The organism is Asinibacterium sp. OR53, from assembly GCF_000515315.1.
Classification (GTDB): Bacteria; Bacteroidota; Bacteroidia; order Chitinophagales; family Chitinophagaceae; genus Sediminibacterium.
The window spans coordinates 1,290,207-1,313,532 of sequence record NZ_KI911562.1; the positions used below are offsets into that span (position 1 = coordinate 1,290,207).

Here is a 23,326-nt window from a genome sequence, read left to right on the forward strand (position 1 = left end):
ATAAACAAAAAACAATGAATCGATTATTCATTCTCCCTATCATATTTGTGATACTCACTTCCTGTAAGAAGGATGATGAAGTGTATGCCAACCCTGTTACGCCGGGAATGACCACTTATGCACTTACAAGCGATAAAGCGGGTTACCATCCAGGAGATAAAGTGATGCTTGCCATCAATACGGTTCCGGCCGGCAGCTTTGTGCGTTACCGGCATTTGAACACTGTGCTCTCAGAAGAGCCGCTGACCGGCACTTCCTGGAGTTGGCAGGCGCCACCTGCAGATTTTTCGGGATACCTGGTAGAAGTGTTTGACAAGGAGAACGGAGTGGATAAAACCATTGCCAGCATTGCTGTTGATGTGAGTAGTGACTGGACAAGGTTTCCCCGGTATGGATTTCTTTCATCATACGGTAAGCTGAGCGACGATAGTATGTTGTCTGTTATGGGTAACCTCAACAGGCACCATATCAATGGCATCCAGTTTTATGATTGGCATTACGAGCATCATTTACCGCTGGCGGGTACGGTATCCAATCCTGCCGACCAATGGAAAGACATTGCTAACAGGGATACGTATAAAAGCACTGTTCAAAAGTATATTTCACTGGCGCATGGTTATAGCATGAAAGCGATGTTCTACAATCTTTGTTATGGTGCATTGAGCGATGCCTCGGCGGCAGGCGTATCGGATCAGTGGTACCTGTATGCCGATGCTGCTCATGCTTCGAAGACCGTTCTCAATTTGCCTGCGCCCATGTTTAAAAGCAATATATGGTTGCTGGATCCGTCTAACAGCAGTTGGCAAAATTACCTTGCGGCGAAGAACAATGATGTGTATTCCGTGTATGACTTCGACGGGTTCCATGTAGACCAGTTGGGCGATTGGGGTAAAAATTATACATACAACGGAACTGTTGCAGATCTTGCAACAGGCTACGGTTCGTTTTTAACTGCCATGAAATCGGCGGTGCCCACTAAAAGATTGGTGATGAATGCTGTTAATCAATTCGGACAACAGCAAGGTATTGCACCATCGCCTGTCGACTTCCTCTATACGGAAGTATGGAATCCCAATGAAAACTATGCCGATCTCGCACGGATCATCCAGGACAACGATAGCTGGGCGAATAATGCGAAAAGAACGGTGCTGACGGCATACATGGATTATAAGCTGGCAGATAAAGGAGGTTATTTTAATACGCCGGGCGTGTTGCTTACCAATGCAGTCATCTTTTCGTTTGGAGGATCTCATCTTGAATTGGGAGAACACATGCTTTGTAAAGAATATTTCCCGAATAATAATTTGAAGATGAGCGCCGAATTGAGCAATGCCATGACAGCGTATTATGATTTCCTGGTAGCGTATGAAAACCTGCTTCGCGATGGCGGTAGTTTCAATGCGATCCCTGTAACATGCACCAATGCTAAAATGAACATTAGTGCATGGCCGCTGCAAACCGGTAAAGTGGCTGTTCAGGGAAAGAAGATAGGAGCTGCGCAGGTATTGCATTTCATCAATTTTGCCAATGCTGCGCATTTCAGCTGGCGCGATACGGATGGTAATCAAACAACCCCCGTAAGTATTACCGCCGCAGATATTGAAGTAAGCTATGATGGCCCGGTACATAAAGTATGGGTTGCCAGTCCGGATGATAACCATGGAGTTCCTCAGCAGCTTTCGTTTACACAGAATGGCAATACCATTAAGTTTACGTTAACACAGTTGAAATACTGGGATATGGTAGTAATTGAATAGGATATGCAAATAATAGTTTTCGTAGTGCTGCAGATTATTGATGTAGTGCTACGAAAACTATTTCAATACTAACCGGTCTTTGATGCTTGATCGCATGTCAGGGCTTGATCAGATCTTTCTCTGTTTTATAGCAAGTGCCTTTGAACAACGCTACTAATTCATTTCGCTGGTTGGCTACTTCTATCAGGTACAAGCCGGTGCGATTGGTTTGGTTGATCTTTTTGGCTTCTGCGGTTAATATATCGCCTTCGAGTCCGGGCTTGGGGAAAGAGATGGAAACATCTAGTGCTACGGTAACTTTGGCATCACTGTTACAGGCGAAGGCAAAGGCACTATCGGCCAATGCGAATGTAACGCCGCCATGCGCGATGCCGAATCCATTCATCATTTCTTTACGCAGTGTCATTTGTATTTTGCTGTAACCTTCTTTCACTGCTAAAACGGTAACACCCATCCACTGGCTGAAATAATCTTTCTGCATCATGTAGTCTACAGCCTGGCGGGCTAATACATCCTTTTCATTCATATCAATATCCTTTAAAAGCGGGAACTCTTTTTTCGAGGAAAGATTTCACTCCTTCTTTGAAATCGTTGGTAGCAGCAGCTTTTTGCTGGTATTCATCTTCGAGCTGCAGCTGCGCTTCGAGGTGGTTGGTGGCCGATAAATTGAGGGCATGTTTGATATAAGCCAAAGCCCTGGTGGGCAACTTGGCCAGTGTGGCTGCAATGTTTTTGCTTTCTTCTGCAAAACCTGCATCGTCCATCACCTTATACAACATGCCAATTCTTTCTGCTTCGTCTGCAGACAGTTTTTCTCCTAACATCATCAATGCACTCGCTTTCTGCCAGCCAACCAAACGAGGCAGGAGATAAGTGCCGCCGCTATCGGGTATCAATCCTATTTTAGAGAAAGCTTGTACAAAAGAAGCAGAGCGTGCGGCAACTACCACATCGCAGGCCAGTGCGATATTAGCGCCGGCGCCTGCCGCTACGCCATTCACCGCAGCTACCACTGGTTTGGGCATGTGGCGTATACGGGTGATGATGGGGTTGTAGTGTTCACTTAAGATCTTTTGCATGCCGGGACCTTCGGGGTCTGCCACTTCGGCGAGGTCCTGTCCCGCGCAGAATCCTTTGCCGGCTCCTGTGAGATACACACAACGCACTTCATGCAGCGATGCGGCTTCATCGAGACGGGCCTGTAAAAGCAACGCCATATCACGGTTGAAAGCGTTGAGTTTATCGGGCCTGTTCAACGTGATATAAGCGATACCGTTCTCAATATGAAAAAGAATGGGACACATAGCCGATGAATCTGTTATTAAAGATACGCATTCATTTTTGCGTTAATGACATTTGAAATAATCGAAAGGCTCCTGGCAGTCGTTGCACTGGTAAAGGGCTTTGCAGGCCGTAGAGCCAAAACGGGAAACCAACCGTGTATGATAAGAGCCGCAATGCGGACATTGCACAGCTTCTTCTTCCTGGAAAGCGTCGGGCGTGCATACCAGTTGTTTGTGATTGGGGGGCGCTATGCCATAGGCTTTCAGCTTTTGTTTGCCGCTTTCACTCATCCAATCGGTGGTCCAGGCAGGCGACAATACCTGCTTTACCTGTACCTGTGCAAACCCTTGCTGCAACAACGCTATCCGTATGTTCATGCCAATGACGTCCATGGCGGGGCAACCAGAATAGGTAGGCGTGATCACAACTTCCACTTCCTGTTCACTCTTTACATGCACTTCCCGCACAATGCCCAGGTCGAGTATGCTCAATACAGGCACTTCAGGGTCGAATATGTTTTCAAACAGTTTCCATATGGTAGCTTCATTTACCATGTTGCACCGGGATAGGTTCTTTGCAGGCTTTGCATTTCGGCCAGTATATAACCCAGGTGTTCGGTATGGATGCCTTCTTTGCCGCCTTTTTGCATCCAGCCTTGCTGAGGCAATGTCAATGTTGCTTCTTCCATGACTTCTGCAACTTTCTGTTGCCACTGCATTTGAACAAGGTTCAGGTCAACACCAAAGCCTGGTGTTTCGTATGCAGCAGGTACAAAAAGTTCTCCTGTATAAACCCATAAGTTGTCAACTGCATCTTCCATTTTTTGTTTGCTTTCTTCTGTGCCATCGCCCAGGCGGATCACCCATTCGCTGCTCCAGCGAAGATGGTAAGTAACTTCTTTCAGCGATTTTTCTGCAATAGCGGCTAGTTGTACATCGGTACTATTGATCAGTTGCTGGAACAAATAGTATTGATACGTGCTGAAAAAGAATTGACGTAACACGGTTTGTCCCCAATGGCCATTGGGCAATTCCACCAACAGGCAATTCTTGTATGCTCTTTCATCGCGCAGGTAAGCCAGCGTATCTTCTGTTGCATCACCCCCTTGTATCGATGCGGCATATTGGTACAAGTTGCGTGCCTGCCCAATCAGGTCGAGCGCAATATTGGTCAATGCAATATCCTGTTCCAGCACCGGTCCGTGACCACACCATTCGCTGTTGCGGTGTCCTAATATCAATGCACTATCGGCCAGGAATAAGCAATAATGGAGAAGAGGATCATGCATGATCTAAATATGTTTCAGTTCCTGTGGAAGATCGTAAAAAGTAGGATGCCGGTAAGCTTTATCATTCGCGGGATCGTACAAAGAGGCTGCTTCATCGGGATTGCTTGCATGGATGTATTTGCTTTCCACTACCCATATGCTCACGCCTTCCATCCTGCGGGTATACACATCCCTTGCATTCTCAATAGCCATCGCGGCATCGGCTGCGTGCAGACTACCCACATGTTTGTGATCGAGGCCCTGTTTGCTGCGGATGAATATTTCCCATAAAGGCCATTCATGCTTGTTGTGTTTTCCCGTGGAAACATCGGCAGGTCCCTGTTTCGATTCACCGTAATCGCCGTAATAATATTTCCGGATATATGCTTTCATGTAAATGATTAAGCTGCTTGTTGTTTCTTTTTCGATGCATGTGCGGCAGCGGCTTCACGCACCCAGGCGCCCTCTTCCCAGGCTTTCCTGCGGGCACTGAGCCTTTCTTTGTTGCAGGGGCCATTGCCCTGTATCACCTGCCAGAACTCATCCCAATTGATAGCACCAAAATCATAATGCCCTTTTGCTTCATTCCAGCGCAGATCGGGATCGGGCAAACTGAGGTTCAATGTCTTTACCTGTTCTGCGCAGATATCGATGAATTTCTGGCGCAGTTCGTCGTTGCTGAAACGTTTGATCTTCCATTTCATACTCAACTGTGAATTGGGACTCTCATCGTCTTTTGGACCAAACATCATGACACTGGGCCACCACCAGCGGTTGACGGCATCCTGTGCCATCGCGCGTTGCGCTTCGGTACCGCGGCTCAGCGTGAGCAGTATTTCAAAACCCTGTCGTTGGTGAAAACTTTCTTCTTTGCACACACGCACCATGGCGCGGGCATAAGGCCCGTAACTGCTTCTGCACAAAAGCACCTGGTTCATGATGGCTGCACCGTCTACCAGCCAGCCGATGGCGCCCATATCGGCCCAGGTGAGGGTAGGGTAATTGAAGATGGAAGAATATTTTGCTTTGCCGCTGTGCAGTTGCTCGTACATTTCATCGCGACTGATACCCAATGTTTCGGCAGCCGAATACAAATAAAGACCATGACCTGCTTCATCCTGTACTTTGGCCAATAAAATGGCTTTGCGGCGCAGGTTGGGTGCACGCGTGATCCAGTTGCCTTCGGGCAGCATGCCTACGATTTCACTGTGTGCATGCTGACTGATCTGCCGGATCAATGTTTGCCGGTATTTTTCCGGCATCCAGTCGCGCGGCTCGATCCTGATCTCTTTATCGATCTTATCCTGGAATATCTTTTCAAAATCCTGGTCCATCCTGAATCTGGTTAGGTAACAAAGGTAAGAAAAGAAAACGAGATGCTAACGAACGTTAGCATGATAAAAGGAAGTAAGACCATCCCCCTTTCCTTATCTTTCTGCAATGAAAAAATCATTTCTTTTTTTACTGACTTTTTTTTCCGGACTGTTGTTGACAGCACAAGTTCCTTTCCAGGGAGAGATTAATGCGTTTAAAAAAGCAGACAGTATCAAGGCGCCTTTGCCAGGCAGTATTTTATTTGTAGGTAGTTCCTCCTTCCGCAAATGGCAGGATGTGCAAGCGTATTTTCCCGGCTATCGTATTATCAACCGGGGCTTTGGAGGTTCTGCATTGCCCGACCTTATTCATTTTGCACCAGATGTTATCTATGCTTACAAGCCTTCACAAATTGTTATCTATTGTGGCGATAACGACCTGGCCGCATCGGATACGGTAACAGCGCAGATGGTATTAAAAAGGTTTAAGCAATTGTTTGGTATGATCAGGCATACATTGGGTGAAGTACCCGTAGCGTATGTATCTATCAAACCCAGTCCCAGCCGCTGGCACCTGGAGCCTGCGATCAGCGCAGCCAATCGTTTGATCGCGCAGTTCATGGCCAAACAACGCAAAGCAACATTTATTGATATTCATCGTCCCATGCTGCGCGAAGATGGAATTGTTAACGGCGCATTATTTACCAGCGACAGTTTGCACATGAATGAAAAGGGATACAAGTTATGGCAGGGCATCATCCGGCCTCATTTGAAAAAAGGATGATCACTTGGCATCGAAATCCACTACCAGCCTGGCCGATCTTGGGTGCGACTGGCAGGTAAGAATAAAGCCGCGCGCCAGTTCTTCCGGTTCCAGTCCGTAGTTAACATCCATGGCTACTTCTCCTTCCACCAGTTTGGCACGGCAGGTGCAACATACACCGCCTTTGCAGGAGTATGGGAGGTCGGCGCCTTGCTTCAAAGCGGCGTCCAGTATGGCTTCTTCGTCGTAGCCGAGATCGAAATCAAAACTTACGCCATCGAGCCTTACAGTGATCTTACTCTTTGCCTGGCTTTCTTTCGTGCTTGCTTCCCTGACGGCAACAGTTGTTGACTGACCCGGTGAAGAGAACAATTCAAAATGAATTTTCTTTTTGGCAACACCGGCTTTTTCCAGTTGTTCTTTCACGGTAAAGATCATGGCTTCCGGACCACAGATAAAAAATTCATCGGTGCTGTATACATCGATTATTTTATCAAAGAGCAGCTTGCATTTTGCTTCATCGATATGTCCTGCATTGATGGGCGCGTCTGTTTTTTCGCGGGAGAGTATATAAACGATCTGCAAACGATCAATGTATTTGTTTTTTAGTCCTTCCAGCTCTTCCCTGAAAATAATGGAATGCCTGTTTCGGTTGCCATATATCAATGTGAAGCTGCTGTTGGGCTCAGTGCGCAATACGGTTTTAATGGTGGAGAACAGGGGCGTAATACCGCTGCCTGCTGCAAAAGCAACGTATTGTTTATGATGCGTAGGATGCAGTTCGGTAAAGAAATTACCCATGGGAGGCATCAATTCCAGCACATCGCCCACTTTTAATTGTTCATTGGCGAAAGCGGAAAACAGGCCCTGGTCTATCTTCTTCACTGCAATGCGAAACTCATCACAGTCAAGCGGAGAGCTGCAAAGCGAATAAGAACGACGGAGTTCCTGTCCGTTCACGAATGCACGCAACGTGATATGCTGCCCTTGCTTGTATTGAAAAATAGGTTTTAAAGGATCGGGAATATCAAAACGGATGGAAACACAATCATTCGTTTCTTTCCTGATTTCCTTTACTGCTAACGGGTGAAAATGGGATGACATTTATTTATTCGTTAATCCACCTACCAGTATGGTGATCATGTTCTCTTCCAGCTCTTCTGCACTGATCCTTTGTTTGGAGCGGTGCCAGCTTTCAATGCCGCTCACTGCGTGCAACATGATGAGTACGGCGGTAGGTGCGTCTATTTTTTTGATCTCTTTATTGCGAATGCCTGCTTCGATGATGGAGGCAAATCGTTTGCGGTAGATACGGCGCTGGTTCTGGTAATTCGAGAGATAGGGATCGGCCAGGTGCTTCCACTCACGATCGCTTACATAAACTTCTTCGTAATGATGCACCATTTCATCGATGTGAAAGCGCATCAGCTTTTCAATTTTCTCTATGGCGGTGATCTTTTCTGCTTCCACTTCGTCTATGTGATGCATAAAACGGTTGGCGACACTAAAGCATAATTCGTGCAGTAATTCGGTTTTGGATTTGATGTGGTTGTACAGGCTGGCTGCTTCCACACCTACTGCTTCGGCAAGATCGCGCATGCTGGCAGCTTTGAAACCTTTCTCCCTGAAAAGAGCAGCAGCTTTGGTAACGATCACCTCTTTACGGGATACATTTTTTTCTGTTTTTATCCTGGCCATAACGCGAATATAACATACTAACGTGTGTTAGCGAAATAATCGCAGCTTAAAATCTTATTATGTTAGTTTTTTTATACTCCTTTGAAAGACCTAGTTTCGCTCCCCGGTAACCAACCTTATAATCTATTATGTCATTAGTTGTTGTCGGATCCATGGCTTTCGATGCCATTGAAACCCCTTTCGGGAAAAGTGATAAGATCATTGGCGGAGCGGGCACATATATCGCCTGGTGCGCTTCCAACTTCACCCCGGTTAAACAGGTATCTGTAGTAGGCGGCGATTTCCCGCAGTCGGAACTGGATGCGCTTACTGCCAGGGGCGTTACCCTGGAAGGGGTGCAGGTGAAAAAGGACGAAAAGACCTTTTTTTGGAGCGGCCGCTACCACATGGATATGAACACCCGCGACACACTGGATACTCAGTTGAACGTGCTGGCCAATTTTGAGCCGGTGGTGCCTGAAAGCTACCAGGACTGCGAGTTCCTGATGCTGGGCAACCTGCTTCCGTCGGTACAACGCAGTGTGATAGAGCAATTGAAGACCCGCCCGAAACTCATCGTTATGGATACCATGAATTTCTGGATGGAAGTAGCGATGGATGAATTGAAGAAGACCCTGGCCATGGTGGATGTATTGATGGTGAATGACAGTGAAGCCCGTCAGTTGAGCGGTGAATTTTCATTGGTGAAAGCTGCAGCGGTTATTGAAAAAATGGGTCCCCGCTTTGTGATCATCAAAAAGGGAGAACACGGCGCGCTGCTGTTCCATGAGAACAAAGTATTCTTTGCTCCCGCCCTGCCCCTGGAAGACGTGTTCGACCCCACCGGAGCCGGCGATACTTTTGCCGGAGGCTTTATCGGCCACCTGGCCAAAACCCGCGATATTTCTTTTGAGAACATGAAAACAGCCATCATCCTGGGTAGCGCTATGGCTTCATTCTGCGTAGAGAAATTCGGTACGCAACGCCTGCGCGAGATCGGCAAAAGCGATATCGATGCACGCCTGGAACAGTTTGTGCAACTGGTGAATTTTGACATTGATTTGGTTTAATAACAGATTTACCCCTATCTTCGCCGGGCAATGATGAACATGAAACATACAAAACGTATTAAGAAACCTCTCTGACGGGAAGGTGCCTGATCGTTTGTGTATGACAAAATATACTCAGAGGCCTTCCCAAACAGGAAGGCCTCTTTCTTTTTAATCAACCTCAAAAAAAGGGATACGTAACCCTTAAAAAAGCGTAGACAAAATGAAAGTAGCTGTTGTAGGTGCAACCGGACTGGTAGGCACCAAAATGTTGCAGGTGCTGGCCGAACGCAACTTCCCCGTAACAGAATTGGTTCCTGTAGCATCTGAAAGATCAGTAGGTAAGGAAGTAGAATTCAAAGGGAAAAAATACAAAGTGGTGAGCATGGCCGATGGTATCGCCGCCAAGCCCGCTGTAGCTATTTTCTCTGCCGGTGGAAGCACATCCCTGGAATGGGCGCCCAAATTTGCCGAAGCAGGTATCCGCGTGATCGATAACTCTTCTGCATGGCGTATGGACCCCACCAAAAAACTGGTGGTGCCTGAAGTAAATGCATCGGTGCTCACCGGCAACGATTACATCATTGCCAATCCCAACTGCTCTACCATACAAATGGTGGTGGCCTTGCAGCCGCTGCATGCCCGTTATAAAATTAAAAGGGTAGTGGTAAGTACTTACCAGAGTGTTACCGGTACCGGCAAAAAAGCGGTTGATCAGTTGTTCAATGAAAGAAAAGGTGTGAAAGGCGATATGGCTTATAAATACCAGATCGACCTCAATGTGATTCCGCAGATTGATGTGTTTCTCGACAACGGTTATACCAAAGAAGAAATGAAAATGGTGAACGAGACCAAGAAGATCATGCAGGACGATTCGATACGTGTAACGGCTACAACCGTACGTATTCCGGTTGTGGGCGGGCACAGCGAAAGCGTGAATGTGGAGTTTGAAAATGATTTTGACCTGAATGAAGTACAGCAATTGCTGAGCGCCGCACCGGGTGTGATCGTAGAGAACAACGATGCAGAACTCCTGTATCCCATGCCTTTGAATGCACACGAGCGCGATGAAGTGTTTGTAGGAAGACTGCGCAGGGATGAAACACAACCCAAAACCCTGAACATGTGGATCGTGAGCGATAACCTGCGCAAAGGCGCTGCTACCAATGCCGTGCAGATCGCAGAATATCTCCTGAGTAAATCGATCTTATCATAATTGCAAGAATGTGAGTGAGTACCGGGGCTTCAGGAATGGAGCCCCTTTTTAATGCTATGTTGTGTACCTTTAAATCAATAAACCGGACGATGAAATTATTGAGCGCACAACAATGCCAGCAATGGGATGCATATACCATGCAACACGAGCCCATCGCTTCTATTGACCTGATGGAAAGAGCCGGGCTCAAATGCACAGAATGGCTGATCGAACACAAATACAATGAAATGCCCTTGCTGATCTTTTGCGGCAAAGGCAATAATGGCGGCGATGGCCTGGTCATTGCAAGGCTGATGATAGAAGCAGGTGCAGCAGTAACGGTTTACATATTGGAATACGGATCCAAAGGCACCGATGATTTCCAGCGTAACCTCGAAAAGTTACACCGGCTCAGTAAAGACATCCACTTCATACAATCACCTGCCGTATTTCCTGTTATTGAACAGGACAACCTCGTCATAGATGCCTTGTTCGGCACGGGTTTGAACAGACCACTCCACGATCTTGCTGCTGCACTCGCAGAACACATCAACCAATCTAATGCAAAAGTGATAGCTATTGATGTGCCCAGCGGTATGCCGGTAGACAATTTCTTTGCTGATGCGCCAGTACTTCGCGCCCACCATACACTTACTTTTCAATCGATTAAATATGCTTTTCTTCTGCCTGAGTATGGCAGCTACACAGGAGATATAACGGTACTTGACATAGGACTCATGTCTTCGTTTTTATCTACCATTAATGCCACGGCTGAATTGATAGAACAACAAGATGCCGCCAGCATATTGAAACAGAGAGACCGTTTTTCTCATAAAGGAACTTATGGCCATGCTTTGTTGATGGCCGGGCATGAGGGACAGATGGGAGCGGCCATACTCGCTTCCAAAGCCTGCCTGCGATCAGGTGTTGGCAAACTCACCGTGCTTGTGCCTCAGGAACAACTGCCGGTGATCCAGACCGCAGTGCCAGAAGCGATGGCATTGCCGAGAGAAAGAGGATTACCCGTATTTAATGGGTTGGCGGCTGTTGGTATGGGGCCGGGAATGTCGTTTATGAAAGGCACTACTGAATGTATTGAGACCTTGCTGGAATTGTATAAAAGACCGATAGTATTTGACGCGGATGCATTCACTTATTTTGAGATGCAAAAAGAGGCACTTCCCCAAATACCTGTCGGGTCGTTGCTTACGCCGCATCCCAAAGAGTTCGACCAGCTTTTCGGTACAAGTGAAAATAGTTTTCAAAGACACCAGAAAGCGATTGCACTTTCTGCTGAATATCCTTTTATCATCATCCTGAAGGGGCATTATACTTTGATAGCTGCAAACGGTAAAGGATGGTTCAATACCACAGGGAATGCCGGTATGGCAAAGGGTGGATCGGGCGATGTGTTAACAGGCATATTGACTGCTTTGCTGGCGCAGGGTTATGAACCGCTGAAGGCGGCTAAGCTGGGTGTGTATCTGCACGGACTCGCCGGCGATCTTGCTTTAGAACAACAAACTATGGAAACACTCTTACCAACAGATCTGATTGAATCGATGGGGAGTGCATTCCGCAATCTTAAAGATTAGCACAACATCATCCCGAGCTTAATGTATGATTGCGGTGTTTAAGAATCGGATCAGCGGTTGCAGGGTTTCGAAAGAATGCACGATCTTTTTCACCAGGTCTTTGCTGGTGAGGTCCGCATCTGTTAACGGAACTGTGGCTATCCAGCTTGTTAGTTTGATATATTCAATAGCAGGATTGCTTTTATCATATCCTTTCGGCTCACGAACCAAAGAGAGTCCTTCCCCTTTTTCCAGGTCGCCATACAATGCCGCAAATTTTTTACTCCTGATAATACTCCTGAACTCCTTCCAGCTGTAATCGATTTCCTGGCGTATCTTTTTCAATTGATCAGCTTCTACCATGTACCGGCCACCGCCCGAAAAACTATTGCCTCCCGGTTCGATATGGAAATAATAACCGGCGAGCATGGATTTCTTACCGCCTTCAATGATGCTGGATGCAAAGTTGGTTTTATAAGGGTCTTTGTTCTTGCTGAAGCGGATGTCGCGGTTGATGCGAAACAGGCAGTCCTTACCTGCAAGACCTGCAATAGCCGGCTCCTTTTTGCCAAAGCCCTTGATCACCTGGTTGGTAAGCTCAGTGAAATCTGCTTTCGCAGCATCATAAGCTTTCCGGTTTTTATCGAACCATTCTTTGTTGTTATTCTTTTTCAGGTTCTTCAGGAATTGAAGGGTTGCAGGTTGTAACATGATTTAGCCGGTTTGAATAAGGTTCAGGAATTCATCTTCAGATATGATCTTAACGGTATTGATCTTTTTGGCTTTCTCCAGTTTGCTGCCGGCGTCTTCACCTACTACCAGGTAGTTCAGCTTGCTGCTTACGCCACTTACAATTTTGCCTCCGTTGGCTTCTACCATGGCTTCGGCATCGTTGCGTTTCAATTTAGACAAAGTGCCCGTGAACAAAAAAGTCTGTCCCTGCAAATTATCGTTGCCATTGTTTTCTTTCTTTTCATTCTTCAGTTGCAGTCCGTATTGTTCCAATGCCTGCAGCATGTGCAGGTTTTGTTCATTACGGAAGAACTGGTAGATGCTGCGTGCTACTTTAACGCCGATATCTTCTAATTGTTGAAGTTCTTCTTCGCTCTTGTCTTTCAGATCCAACAAATGTGTTACTGCATTGGCCAATGTTTTGGCTGTAGTTTCTCCTACAAAACGGATGCCCAGTCCGTATACCAACCTGTTGAGTGGTTGTTGCTTCGATGCATCAATAGCAGTGCGCAGGTTGTCGAGGCTTTTCTTTCCAAACCCTTCCAGCGTACCGATCTTTTCAAAGTCAAGCGTGTAGATACCTGGAATATCTTTGAGCAACCCCAGCTCATAGAACTTGCGCACATTGGCTTCACCAAAACTCTTGATGTCCATGGCATCCTTGCTAACAAAATGGATCATCTTTTCTACTACCTGTGCTTCGCATTCGATATTGATGCAGCGCCATACGGCTTCACCTTCTTCTTTGAATAATTCGCTTTTACAAACGGGGCAATGTTTGGGAAAATGAATGTTTTTTTCTTTTCCGTTGCGCAGTTCGGGCAATGATTTCACGATCTGGGGAATAACATCACCTGCCCTTTCAATCAATACCGTGTCACCAATTTTGAGGTCTTTTTCTTTGATGTAGTCTTCATTGTGTATAGAGATGCTCGATACGGTTACGCCTGCCAGGTATACGGGTTCCAGCTTGGCTACCGGGGTTACAGCGCCTGTTCTTCCTACCTGGAACTCCACTGCTTTCAATTGCGTAGTGGCCTGTCGCGCTTTGAATTTAAAAGCAATGGCCCATCGGGGGTGGTGAGAAGTCATGCCCAGTTGTTCCTGCAAATGAATGTCGTTTACTTTTACCACCATACCGTCGATCTCATAAGGGAGATCATCACGTTTGGCTTCAAAAGCAAGGCAATAATCGATGACGGCCTTTATGCCCTTTACCACTTTCTTTTCTTTTTCGGGCGACCGGAAACCCAGCTCCCACAACAATTGCAGTGATCCGCTGTGTGTGGACAGCATTTTATCGGATGCATCGTTTTCCTTGGTGTAATAACTGATATGATAGAGAAAGGCATCGAGTTTACGATCGGCTACATCTTTCGGGTCTTTCATGCGCAGGCTGCCCGAAGCGGCATTACGCGGATTGGCAAGCGGCGCCAATCCTTCTGCGGACAACATTTCATTATACTGCTCAAATGCTTTTTTGAACATGATGATCTCGCCACGGATCTCTATCTGTTGTATGCCATAATGTGAAAAAGGAGCAGATAAAGGAACTGAGCGGATCTGCCGGATATTGGTAGTGATCTCTTCTCCCTCCACGCCATCGCCCCGGGTGGTACCACGCACCAGTATATCATTTTCATAGATCAAAGAAATACTGGCGCCGTCGAACTTGGGTTCAATACAGTATTCTATAAGGTCGGTTCCTGCACCCTCCCGCACTTTCCTGTCAAAGTCTAAAAGATCATCAGCGTTGTAACTGTTATCGAGGCTCAGCATCGGAACCAGGTGTTGTACGGTATTGAATTGCTGGTTGAGACTGCTGCCTACCCGCCGGGTGGGAGAATCGGCACTGACCAGTTCCGGGTGTTTCGCCTCGAAGGCTTCCAACAGTTTGAACAGGGCATCGTATTCGAAATCGGCAACCAACGGATCGTTGAGTACATAATAACGGTATTCATGAAAACGCAATACCTCCTTAAGGTGATTAAGGTCTTTTATACCCAGCTGTATGCCGGTTTTCGCCAATCCTAATAAATAGGTTCCCTGCTGTTGCATTTCCCTGGTTTGCTCGGCACTGTACATAGGTAAAAATTCAGTGCTAAAGTTACAGGCTTCCACCCTCACATGAAAAACCACTGGTCATTTTGCATTTTTTTTCGTGAACTTTGCGTTTTCTATGTAAGACCACTGAGCTTCCGGAAGCCTTATACAAGGTGTTCCATACGAGTCAAACGACAGCCGCCCGAGGCGGTGCTTTAAAAAAAATATGGATGAAAAAGAAGATTGCTCCTATTGTACATGAACCACACCTGGTAAAAGATGCCGTTAAGCTGGTGAAGTCTTACCCCACAGTACCCCTTACGATCGACTGTGTGATATTCGGATTTGAAGAGAACGAATTGAAGGTACTGTTGATCAAGAGTGACCTGGAAGTATACAAGGATAAATATTCCCTGCTGGGCGATATTGTAAAGGACAACGAAGAACTCGACGATGCGGCCTACCGGGTATTGAAAGAGCGTACCGGCATGAACGATGTATTCCTTGACCAGGTAAAAGCTTTCGGGCATCCCCACCGCCATCCGGGCGGCAGGGTTATTACAGTGGCCTATTGTTCGCTACTCAATATCAATCACCACGAACTTAAGATACACGACAACGAACTGAATTGGCACAGCATTTCTGCGCTGGAAAGCATGGCGTTCGACCACAAGGAAATTGTAGATGCGTGCTACCAGTGGCTGCAAAAGAGGATACAGGAACACCCGCTCGGCTTCAACTTATTGCCCGAAAAATTTTCACTCCGCGAACTGCAAAATTTGTACGAAGCCATACTGGGCGTGCGTCTCGACCGGCGTAACTTCCGCAAAAAATTCGCTTCGATGGACCTGCTCATCGATATCGACGAAATGGAACAGGACGTTCCGCATCGCCCGGGAAAACTCTACAAATTCAATTTCGAAAAGTACGAGAAACGCAAGCGTACCTGGATAGGTATTGATTTCTAATCCCCGTCACTTAAATCGGTATTAAAAATTATTCCCGGCCAAAAAAAATATTTGGTTGTTTGGAAAAATTCCTACTTTGTGCACTCAATTAAATGTGTAAAATTTACACATTAATTAAAACCACGTTTGCCGGCACATATGAGATTCGTTTGCTTCATAGGACTACTGCTTATCATTGGACTACCCTCCAAAGCGCAACTATTACGAAGCAATCCTATTTTCATTACCGATACCAGTTCCTCCATCGACATCACCTGTGATGCTACCCGCGGCAAACAGGGTTTACTTAATTATACTCCTGTTTCAGACGTATATGTACACATTGGCTGCATCACTACAGCCAGCAGCAGTTCATCTGATTGGAAGTACAGCAAATTCACCTGGGGTACTACCACTCCCGCAGCACAGTGTGTATCACTGGGCAATAACCAGTGGAAGTATTCCATCACCGGCGGCCTCCGTTCTTTTTTTGGCATCACCAACAGCGGCGAAAAGATCCTCCGCATAGCCATCCTCTTCCGCAATGGTAGTGGCAGCCAGGTTTTGCGCAATGCCGATGGAAGTGATATGTACCTGCCCGTAACCGATACTTCTTTGCAAGTGAGGATCATGCAGCCTTTCTCTCAGCCTACTTACACGCGCCAGCCGGAACCGCTCACAAAGAATGTGGGAGATACACTGTCCATCACCGCCAATGCTAACCAGGCTGCTAGTCTGAAACTGTATTGGAATGGGTCTGTAATTGCCACTCAAAACAATGCGGTTACTATTGCTGCCAATACCCCTATCATTTCTTCCGGTATGCAAACGATTGTGTCGGAAGTAACCAACAGCAATACTACCAGCAGGGATACTTTCAGTTTTTATGTGGCAACACCTGTAACAGTAGCGGCTTTACCTGCGGGCGTGAAGGATGGCATCAACTATGAGCCTGGTGATACCTCTCTTACATTGGTTTTGTTTGCACCACTCAAGAACAGTGTCAGCGTAGTAGGTGATTTCAACAATTGGACACAGGGTGGTAATTACCAAATGAATCGCACACCCGATGGAAACCGTTTCTGGCTGCGCATCACAGGCCTCACACCGAAAGTAGAATATGCTTACCAATACATCATCGATGGTACGCTCAAAGTAGCGGATTATAATACGGAAAAAATACTCGACCCTGTCAACGATCCTGGCATTCCTGCTGCAACTTATCCATCGCTCAAATCGTATCCTACAGGAAAAACAACTGGTATCGTAAGTATTATGCAGACTGGTAAACCCCAGTATAACTGGCAAATACCTGCGTTTACCAAACCCAATAAACAGAACCTGGTCATTTATGAATTGCTGGTTCGTGACTTCATTGCTGCGCAGAACTGGCAAACATTGAAAGATACCCTCAGCTACATCAAAAGGCTGGGTGTGAATGCCATTGAGCTGATGCCTTTCTCTGAATTTGAAGGCAACAGCAGTTGGGGTTATAATCCTATTTTTTATTTCGCACCCGATAAAGCTTACGGCACCGAAACAGCATTGAAACAATTCATCGACGAATGCCACAAGCAGGGTATGGCCGTGATCATGGACCTGGTGATGAATCATTCCTTCGGTCAATCGCCCATGGTGCAGATGTACTGGGATGCACAGAACAATCGGCCGGCTGCCAACAGTCCCTGGTTCAATCCGGTGGCTACCCATCCTTATAGCGTAGGCTACGATTTCAATCACGCATCACAAGCTACCAAAGACTTTGTTGATCGTGTAACGGCGCATTGGATGTTGAACTATAAAATAGACGGCTTCCGGTGGGACCTGTCCAAAGGTTTTACACAAACAAACAACCCCAATGATGTAGCTGCATGGAGCGCTTATGATTCCAGCAGGATCGCTATCTGGAAAAGGATCTACGATCAGATGCAGGCTACTGTGCCTGGTAGTTATTGCATACTGGAACATTTTGCTGCCAACCAGGAAGAAATAGAATTGTCTAATTACGGTATGCTGCTTTGGGGTAATGCCAATTACAATTTCAACCAGGCCACCATGGGCTATGCTACCGACTGGAATTTTCAATGGGGCATTTACCAGAACCGTAGCTGGAGCAAGCCCAACCTGGTTACGTACATGGAAAGTCACGATGAGGAAAGGCTGATGTACAAGAACCTCAACTATGGCAATGCTGCAGGCGCTTACAGCGTAAAAGACCTGAATACTGCGTTGAAGCGGAATGAAATGGCTGCTGCATTCTGGGCCATGATACCGGGCCCCAAATTGTTGTGGCAGTTTGGAGAACTGGGTTATGATTTCAGCATCAACCAATGCCAGAATGCTACCATTGATAATAGTTGCCGCACAGCTCCCAAGCCTATTCACTGGGAGTATGCAACCAACAGCAATCGTCTTTCTTTATACAATGTGTACGCACAACTGATCAAACTGCGCTTGCTGCCTGCCTATACCACCACATTCACTACCGGCAACCTGAGCTACGATTTGTCGGGAGCGTTCAAATGGTTACAACTCAATTCAGATTCTTTGAAAGTAATGGTGTTGGGCAACTTTGATGTGAATGCTGCTACGGCTTCCATCAGTTTTCCTAGTGCGGGTACCTGGTATAATTATCTCACAGATGCTACGTACACTGCACCTGCTGCAGCGCAAAGCATTACCCTGCAACCCGGCGAATATTATGTGTTCACCAATAAGAATTTCAGGAATGTAGTAGTAACTACCATCAATGAGCCTGGTACGCCTGTCGCTAATAATCACCTGGCCATACTGCCCAACCCGGTAAACACCAATGGTATTATCGAATATGAAATACCTGCAAGTGGTAAGCTCATGCTCGATGTATGGGATCTGTCGGGTAAACGGATGGCGATACTGGAAGACGTGTATAAGACCAAAGGTTTTTACCGGGTGCCTTTCAATCGTAATGGTTTGCATACAGGTAGTCTGGCTGCCGGAACATACTTACTCCGGATGCTCATCAACGGAAAGCAACAAACAATCCCCTTTATAATGAACAATTAAACAATCCCTTCATTTGCCAAAACTGAAAAAACAAAGTATATGAATGTAAAACGTTTGCTTCTATTAATGATCTTACCTGCGTTGTTGTTGCAGTTGTCTGCACAGGCGCAGCAAAGAACTGTTACGGGAAAAGTGACAGATTCAAGGAACGGCACGGCTTTGCAAAGCGTGTCGGTGACGGTGAAAGGATCTTCCGTTGGTACGCAAACAGCCGCCGATGGTAGTTTCAGCTTAAAAGTCCCATCTGGTGCTACCACACTGATGATCTCCAGCATAGGATATGCCAACAGGGAGGTGAAAATAAGCGATGGCCTGGTGAATGTTGCGCTGGATCCCATCGATAAAGCATTGGGTGATGTGATCGTGATCGCTTATGGTACGCGCAAGAAAAGCGATCTCACCTCTTCTGTGACTGCGATCTCGGCCAAAGATTTCCAGAAAGGAAGCATCGCGTCTTCCGAGCAGTTGTTACAGGGTAAGGTAGCCGGTTTGGAAATCACTTCCGGCGGTGGCGCTGCGGGCGGTGGTAGCCGTATCCGTATTCGCGGAGGCGCTTCTCTCAACGCCAGCAACGACCCGTTGATCGTGATCGATGGTATTGCCGTGGATGGCAATGGTGTTGCGGGTTCTGCCAACCTGCTGAATACCATCAACCCCAATGATATCGAATCGATCAGCGTATTGAAAGACGCTTCGGCTACTGCGCTGTATGGTTCAAGGGCATCGAATGGGGTACTGATCATCACTACCAAGAAAGGTGCCAAAGGGAAAGTGCGTTATAATTTCAATACCCAGGTTTCTTCCGGGTCAGTGGCTAAAACAGTTGGTGTGCTGAGTGGTGATGAAGTGAGAAGCATCATCAATGCAGATGCTACGGCCAGTGGAGATAATACGTATAAAAAATTGTTGGGCACGGCAAATACCGACTGGCAGAAACAAATTTATAAGACTGCTATCGGCAACGATAACAATATCAGCGCCAGCGGCGGTATCGGAAATATGCCTTTCCGTCTTTCGCTCGGATACCTGAACCAGGATGGTATACTGAAAACAGATCATTTCGATCGTATGTCTTCTGCACTCAACCTCTCACCGAAATTCTTCGATAATCATTTATCGGTTGAAGTAGCAGTAAAAGCAAGCAGAACCACCAACCGATTTGCTGATCAGGGTGCCATTGGTTCAGCTGTTGCTTTCGATCCTACACAACCTGTATATGCGAACAATAAATATGGCGGCTATTACGAATGGCTGCAACCAGATGGCAAACCCATTGACCTGTCAACCCGTAACCCGTTGGCGCTGCTGAATCTGAGAGACAACCGCTCTACAGTGAACAGGCTGATCGGTAATGTACAGCTTGATTATAAACTGCATTTCTTCCCCGATCTGCATGTGTTGACCAACCTCGGAATCGATAACGCCAGTGGTAGCGGCAACGATAACACAGATTCTACTTCTGCTACCAATTACAAAACGGCAGGCCGTTATGTGCACTATGAACAAAAGAAAAAATACACACTGGCCGGTGTATCGTTATTGTATAATAAAGACATCAGGAGCATCGATAGTAAACTTGATGTGTTAGTGAGTCATGAATACCAGGATTTCGTTACAGAAGTGAGCAATTTTTCTTCTTATGGCCAGAATGGGGTGGTGATTCCCGGCAGCACACCCACATTTGCTACCGACAAACCTGAGTTCCGTATGGAATCTTATTTTGGACGATTCAACTATTCGCTTTCTGATAAATACTTCCTCTCTGCTTCAATCAGAAGAGATGCGAGCTCGAAATTCTCTACTACTAACAGGGTAGGTTATTTCCCTGCTGTATCAGTTGCCTGGAAAATAAATGAAGACTTTTTCAAAGGCAGCAGTGTTGTGAATGAATTGAAATTCCGTGCCAGCTTAGGTGTTACCGGTCAGCAAGACATTGGTAACTACTACGGATACCTGCCGAAATATTCCCAGAGCAGCAATACTGCACAATACCAATTCGGTAATACTTTCTATAGTTTCCTTCGTCCTTCTGCCTACGATCCGAACATCAAATGGGAAACCACTACCACTACCAACCTGGGTCTTGATTTCGTTTTCCTGCACAACAGGATCTCCGGATCAGTAGATGTGTACAGGAAAAAAACAAAAGACCTGTTGAGTGTGATCCCTGTAGCGCCTGGCTCCAACTTTGATATTGCCTTGCTTACCAACGTAGGTAATATTGAGAACAAGGGCGTGGAATTTGCAGTGAATACTGTTCCGGTAAAACAGAACGACCTGGAATGGGATTTAGGATTCAACTTCACTTACAACAAAACAGAGATCACCAACCTGTTGAAACAGCAGGACCCTAACTTCAAAGGCATTGATGTTGGTGGTATCAGCGGCGGTACCGGAAACAACATCGGAAAATTTGCAGTGGGTTATGCGCCTTTTGTATACAATGTGTACAAACAGATATACGACAGAACCACCGGTAAGCCCATTGAAAGCTTGTACGACGATTTGAACAGGGATGGCAGGATCGACGAATCTGACCGCTATTACTATAAAAAACCTTCAGCGGATGTATTGCTGGGCATCAACACCCAGGTGATATACAAGCGCATCAGCTTAGGGTTCGCTGCACACGGATCACTGGGTGGTTATCTCTATAACAACTTCAACTCCAATAACGGTGTTTTAAGAGCTATCAAGAATCCCATCAACTTCATTGGTAATGCTTCGCGCGACTACCTGTACACAGGATTCGTGAACAACCAATACCTGTCTGATTATTATATAGAGAATGCTTCTTTCCTGAGACTGGATAATATCAACTTCGGTTACAACGCCGGTAAAGTGTTCAACAAGCGTGCGCAGATGCGCATATCAGCGAGTGTTCAGAATGTGTTTGTAATTACCAAATACAAAGGACTGGATCCTGAAAACTCGAACAGCTCAGGCGTTGACAACAATATCTATCCACGCCCAAGGGTATTCTCATTGGGGTTAAACTTTGATTTCTGATTCTGAAAAATGATTAGTATGCAAAACAATATCATAAAGAATACGATTATAGCGGCTGTTGCAGTTTTATCTGTCACCGCCTGCTCTAAAAAACTGGACCTGTTTCCGCAGAACGACCTGACGCCCGAGAAGACTTATTCTAGTGCGGCTGGTTATAAAAGCGTACTGGCCAAAATATATGGTTCACTAGCTATTACAGGTAACAACGGTCCGTCAAATAATCCTGATATCGGAGGTGGCCTCGATGAAGGTTCACAGGTAGCATTCATCCGCGGTTTTTTCAATTGCGAAGAGTTGCCTACCGATGAAGCGGTGGTAGCATGGAACGACCAGACCATCCACGATTTTCACGACCTGAAATGGACCAGCGCTGATCCTTTTTTGAAAGGCATGTATGCAAGGCCTATTTACAATATCACGCTCATCAACGAATACCTGCGGGAATCGACAGACGATAAGCTGGCCTCCAGGGGTATCACAGGTAATGATGCAGCCGATGTCAAAAAATCAAGAGCAGAAGCCCGTTTCCTGAGAGCTTTCAATTATTGGGTGATGATGGACTTGTTTGGTAACTCTACTTTCATTACCGAAGCAGATGGTATTGGAAGTGGAGGTAGCTTGCCCAAACAAATTAAACGGACTGATCTGTTTGTTTATATCGAAAAGGAACTGAAAGCGATCGATGGAGACCTGGCCCCCGTTAAAACCATTGAATATGGAAGGGTGGACCAGGGGGCTGCATGGGCGTTGCTGGCACGCATGTACCTGAACGCAGGCGTATATACCGGAACGCCCCGGTACAGCGATGCGATCACCTATGCACAGAAAGTGATCAATGGGGGGTATACACTGAAATCAGGATACAGCAAACTGTTCATGGCCGATAATGATAAGCAAAAAGATGAATTCATCTTCGCTATCAATTGCGATGGATTACACACGCAGGCTTATGGTAATACTACCTTCTTTGTGCATGCGGCTGCTGGCGATGATTTTGCAGAATATGGTGTAGGAGGTGGATGGTATGGTTACCGCGCTACATCGTCGTTGGCCAACTTGTTTGCCGATAAGTCTGGTAATACAGATCAACGCGCACTCTTCACCACTTCCAAATTCGGTACATCCAATTCACAAATGGCGATCAGCGATGTGAGCAATTTCGCGAACGGAGTGCATGTGAAAAAATACGTGAACATTCGTTCAGATGGCGGTGCCGTATCTGATGTTACAAAAACATTCGCTGATGTTGACTTCCCTGTTTTCCGCCTGTCTGAAATGTACCTGATCTACGCCGAGTCGGTACTCCGTGGCGGTACAGGAGGAGATGCAGCTACTGCTTTAACTTATCTCAACAAAATAAGATTCAGGGCCTATGGCGATAGTTATGGTACCAACAATGTTGGACAACTGGCTGCAGGAGACCTGAACTTACAATTGATACTGGATGAGCGTGCAAGGGAACTGTATTGGGAAGGACATCGCAGAACAGACCTGATCCGGTACAACCTGCTGACCACGAATACATACCTGTGGCCATGGAAAGGAGGCGTGTCTTCCGGAACGGGTGTTGATTCGAAATACAACCTGTATCCGGTCCCGGCATCTAACAGGACTTCTAACAGTAACCTGGATCAGAACCCAGGGTATTAATTCTTAAACAGTCAACTTTTT

General features: G+C 46.4%; 19 protein-coding genes. 9 read left to right on the forward strand and 10 right to left on the reverse strand.

The genetic code is table 11. From position 1 onward, the window contains the following. Window positions 1-14 precede the first annotated feature (14 nt). Window positions 15-1,757, forward strand: coding sequence for a glycoside hydrolase family 66 protein (locus SEDOR53_RS0105815; RefSeq protein WP_051416514.1), 1,743 nt, complete (start codon window positions 15-17; stop codon window positions 1,755-1,757). 97 nt (window positions 1,758-1,854) lie between these two features. On the opposite strand, the gene paaI is transcribed toward SEDOR53_RS0105815, so the two are convergent. From paaI to paaA, 6 genes are read right to left on the reverse strand one after another with little or no spacing between them, the layout of a single operon-like run. After that, entirely contained in the window at window positions 1,855-2,283 is a 429-nt protein-coding gene (gene paaI / locus SEDOR53_RS0105820) for a hydroxyphenylacetyl-CoA thioesterase PaaI (RefSeq protein WP_026768875.1), read from the reverse strand. A gap of 1 nt (window position 2,284) precedes the next feature. Next, entirely contained in the window at window positions 2,285-3,061 is a 777-nt protein-coding gene (locus SEDOR53_RS0105825) for an enoyl-CoA hydratase-related protein (RefSeq protein WP_026768876.1), read from the reverse strand. 42 nt (window positions 3,062-3,103) lie between these two features. Then, window positions 3,104-3,595, reverse strand: a complete 492-nt coding sequence (paaD, locus tag SEDOR53_RS0105830) for a 1,2-phenylacetyl-CoA epoxidase subunit PaaD (protein ID WP_026768877.1) — start codon at window positions 3,593-3,595, stop codon at window positions 3,104-3,106. Beyond that, complete coding sequence (paaC, locus tag SEDOR53_RS0105835) at window positions 3,589-4,329, reverse strand: 1,2-phenylacetyl-CoA epoxidase subunit PaaC (protein ID WP_026768878.1); 741 nt, start codon at window positions 4,327-4,329, stop codon at window positions 3,589-3,591. Before paaC ends, paaD begins: the two co-directional genes overlap by 7 nt. Before the next feature lie 3 nt (window positions 4,330-4,332). Beyond that, the gene (gene paaB / locus SEDOR53_RS0105840) at window positions 4,333-4,701 is read right to left on the reverse strand and encodes a 1,2-phenylacetyl-CoA epoxidase subunit PaaB (RefSeq protein WP_084220368.1); all 369 of its coding nucleotides are present in this window, start codon (window positions 4,699-4,701) and stop codon (window positions 4,333-4,335) included. A gap of 8 nt (window positions 4,702-4,709) precedes the next feature. Continuing rightward, window positions 4,710-5,642, reverse strand: coding sequence for a 1,2-phenylacetyl-CoA epoxidase subunit PaaA (paaA, locus tag SEDOR53_RS17240; protein WP_037360653.1), 933 nt, complete (start codon window positions 5,640-5,642; stop codon window positions 4,710-4,712). Window positions 5,643-5,748: 106 nt separating this feature from the next. Here paaA and SEDOR53_RS0105850 point away from each other — a divergent pair, with 106 nt between their 5' ends. Beyond that, window positions 5,749-6,405 carry a GDSL-type esterase/lipase family protein gene (locus SEDOR53_RS0105850; RefSeq protein ID WP_026768880.1) on the forward strand — a complete coding sequence of 219 codons (657 nt, stop codon included), beginning with the start codon at window positions 5,749-5,751 and terminating at the stop codon, window positions 6,403-6,405. Here the strand turns inward: SEDOR53_RS0105850 and paaE are convergent, their stop codons facing one another. Beyond that, window positions 6,406-7,488: a 1,2-phenylacetyl-CoA epoxidase subunit PaaE gene (gene paaE, locus SEDOR53_RS0105855; protein WP_026768881.1), complete on the reverse strand. Its 1,083-nt coding sequence runs from the start codon at window positions 7,486-7,488 to the stop codon at window positions 6,406-6,408. Beyond that, window positions 7,489-8,082, reverse strand: a complete 594-nt coding sequence (locus SEDOR53_RS0105860; protein WP_026768882.1) for a TetR/AcrR family transcriptional regulator — start codon at window positions 8,080-8,082, stop codon at window positions 7,489-7,491. It lies immediately after the preceding gene. Between the two features lie 128 nt (window positions 8,083-8,210). On the opposite strand from SEDOR53_RS0105860, the gene SEDOR53_RS0105865 reads away from it, so the two are divergent. The 3 genes from SEDOR53_RS0105865 (at window position 8,211) to SEDOR53_RS0105875 (ending at window position 11,900) form a co-directional block, all read left to right on the forward strand. Beyond that, the gene (locus tag SEDOR53_RS0105865; RefSeq protein ID WP_026768883.1) at window positions 8,211-9,131 is read left to right on the forward strand and encodes a PfkB family carbohydrate kinase; all 921 of its coding nucleotides are present in this window, start codon (window positions 8,211-8,213) and stop codon (window positions 9,129-9,131) included. Window positions 9,132-9,333: 202 nt separating this feature from the next. Continuing rightward, on the forward strand, window positions 9,334-10,326 hold the full coding sequence (locus SEDOR53_RS0105870) for an aspartate-semialdehyde dehydrogenase (RefSeq protein ID WP_026768884.1): 993 nt from the start codon (window positions 9,334-9,336) through the stop codon (window positions 10,324-10,326). Between the two features lie 89 nt (window positions 10,327-10,415). Then, a complete protein-coding gene (locus tag SEDOR53_RS0105875; RefSeq protein ID WP_026768885.1) occupies window positions 10,416-11,900 on the forward strand; it encodes a bifunctional ADP-dependent NAD(P)H-hydrate dehydratase/NAD(P)H-hydrate epimerase in 1,485 nt (494 codons plus the stop codon). An 18-nt stretch (window positions 11,901-11,918) separates the two neighbouring features. On the opposite strand, the gene SEDOR53_RS0105880 is transcribed toward SEDOR53_RS0105875, so the two are convergent. Both SEDOR53_RS0105880 and ligA read right to left on the reverse strand, forming a co-directional pair. After that, complete coding sequence (locus SEDOR53_RS0105880) at window positions 11,919-12,590, reverse strand: DUF2461 domain-containing protein (protein ID WP_026768886.1); 672 nt, start codon at window positions 12,588-12,590, stop codon at window positions 11,919-11,921. 3 nt (window positions 12,591-12,593) lie between these two features. Then, window positions 12,594-14,696 (reverse strand): NAD-dependent DNA ligase LigA, encoded by a 2,103-nt coding sequence (ligA, locus tag SEDOR53_RS0105885; protein WP_026768887.1) that lies wholly within the window; start codon window positions 14,694-14,696, stop codon window positions 12,594-12,596. A gap of 188 nt (window positions 14,697-14,884) precedes the next feature. On the opposite strand from ligA, the gene SEDOR53_RS0105890 reads away from it, so the two are divergent. The 4 genes from SEDOR53_RS0105890 to SEDOR53_RS0105905 all read left to right on the forward strand — a co-directional run bounded on the left by SEDOR53_RS0105890 (window position 14,885) and on the right by SEDOR53_RS0105905 (window position 23,305). Continuing rightward, window positions 14,885-15,622 (forward strand): NUDIX domain-containing protein, encoded by a 738-nt coding sequence (locus tag SEDOR53_RS0105890; protein ID WP_051416515.1) that lies wholly within the window; start codon window positions 14,885-14,887, stop codon window positions 15,620-15,622. A 138-nt stretch (window positions 15,623-15,760) separates the two neighbouring features. Further along, entirely contained in the window at window positions 15,761-18,646 is a 2,886-nt protein-coding gene (locus SEDOR53_RS0105895; RefSeq protein ID WP_026768889.1) for an alpha-amylase family glycosyl hydrolase, read from the forward strand. 39 nt (window positions 18,647-18,685) lie between these two features. Further along, the gene (locus SEDOR53_RS0105900; RefSeq protein WP_026768890.1) at window positions 18,686-21,655 is read left to right on the forward strand and encodes a SusC/RagA family TonB-linked outer membrane protein; all 2,970 of its coding nucleotides are present in this window, start codon (window positions 18,686-18,688) and stop codon (window positions 21,653-21,655) included. Window positions 21,656-21,673: 18 nt separating this feature from the next. Beyond that, window positions 21,674-23,305, forward strand: a complete 1,632-nt coding sequence (locus SEDOR53_RS0105905; protein WP_026768891.1) for a RagB/SusD family nutrient uptake outer membrane protein — start codon at window positions 21,674-21,676, stop codon at window positions 23,303-23,305. The last annotated feature ends 21 nt before the right edge of the window (window positions 23,306-23,326 follow it).

Coding starts and splice junctions, on each gene's coding strand:
- SEDOR53_RS0105850 (WP_026768880.1), top strand. CDS start 5,749: ATGAAAAAATCATTTCTTTTTTTACTGACTTTTTTTTCCGGACTGTTG.
- ligA (WP_026768887.1), bottom strand. CDS start 14,696: ATGTACAGTGCCGAGCAAACCAGGGAAATGCAACAGCAGGGAACCTAT.
- SEDOR53_RS0105875 (WP_026768885.1), top strand. CDS start 10,416: ATGAAATTATTGAGCGCACAACAATGCCAGCAATGGGATGCATATACC.
- paaB (WP_084220368.1), bottom strand. CDS start 4,701: ATGAAAGCATATATCCGGAAATATTATTACGGCGATTACGGTGAATCG.
- SEDOR53_RS0105815 (WP_051416514.1), top strand. CDS start 15: ATGAATCGATTATTCATTCTCCCTATCATATTTGTGATACTCACTTCC.
- SEDOR53_RS0105895 (WP_026768889.1), top strand. CDS start 15,761: ATGAGATTCGTTTGCTTCATAGGACTACTGCTTATCATTGGACTACCC.
- SEDOR53_RS0105890 (WP_051416515.1), top strand. CDS start 14,885: ATGAAAAAGAAGATTGCTCCTATTGTACATGAACCACACCTGGTAAAA.
- paaE (WP_026768881.1), bottom strand. CDS start 7,488: ATGTCATCCCATTTTCACCCGTTAGCAGTAAAGGAAATCAGGAAAGAA.
- SEDOR53_RS0105865 (WP_026768883.1), top strand. CDS start 8,211: ATGTCATTAGTTGTTGTCGGATCCATGGCTTTCGATGCCATTGAAACC.
- paaI (WP_026768875.1), bottom strand. CDS start 2,283: ATGAATGAAAAGGATGTATTAGCCCGCCAGGCTGTAGACTACATGATG.
- paaA (WP_037360653.1), bottom strand. CDS start 5,642: ATGGACCAGGATTTTGAAAAGATATTCCAGGATAAGATCGATAAAGAG.
- SEDOR53_RS0105905 (WP_026768891.1), top strand. CDS start 21,674: ATGCAAAACAATATCATAAAGAATACGATTATAGCGGCTGTTGCAGTT.
- SEDOR53_RS0105900 (WP_026768890.1), top strand. CDS start 18,686: ATGAATGTAAAACGTTTGCTTCTATTAATGATCTTACCTGCGTTGTTG.
- paaC (WP_026768878.1), bottom strand. CDS start 4,329: ATGCATGATCCTCTTCTCCATTATTGCTTATTCCTGGCCGATAGTGCA.
- paaD (WP_026768877.1), bottom strand. CDS start 3,595: ATGGTAAATGAAGCTACCATATGGAAACTGTTTGAAAACATATTCGAC.
- SEDOR53_RS0105860 (WP_026768882.1), bottom strand. CDS start 8,082: ATGGCCAGGATAAAAACAGAAAAAAATGTATCCCGTAAAGAGGTGATC.
- SEDOR53_RS0105825 (WP_026768876.1), bottom strand. CDS start 3,061: ATGTGTCCCATTCTTTTTCATATTGAGAACGGTATCGCTTATATCACG.
- SEDOR53_RS0105880 (WP_026768886.1), bottom strand. CDS start 12,590: ATGTTACAACCTGCAACCCTTCAATTCCTGAAGAACCTGAAAAAGAAT.
- SEDOR53_RS0105870 (WP_026768884.1), top strand. CDS start 9,334: ATGAAAGTAGCTGTTGTAGGTGCAACCGGACTGGTAGGCACCAAAATG.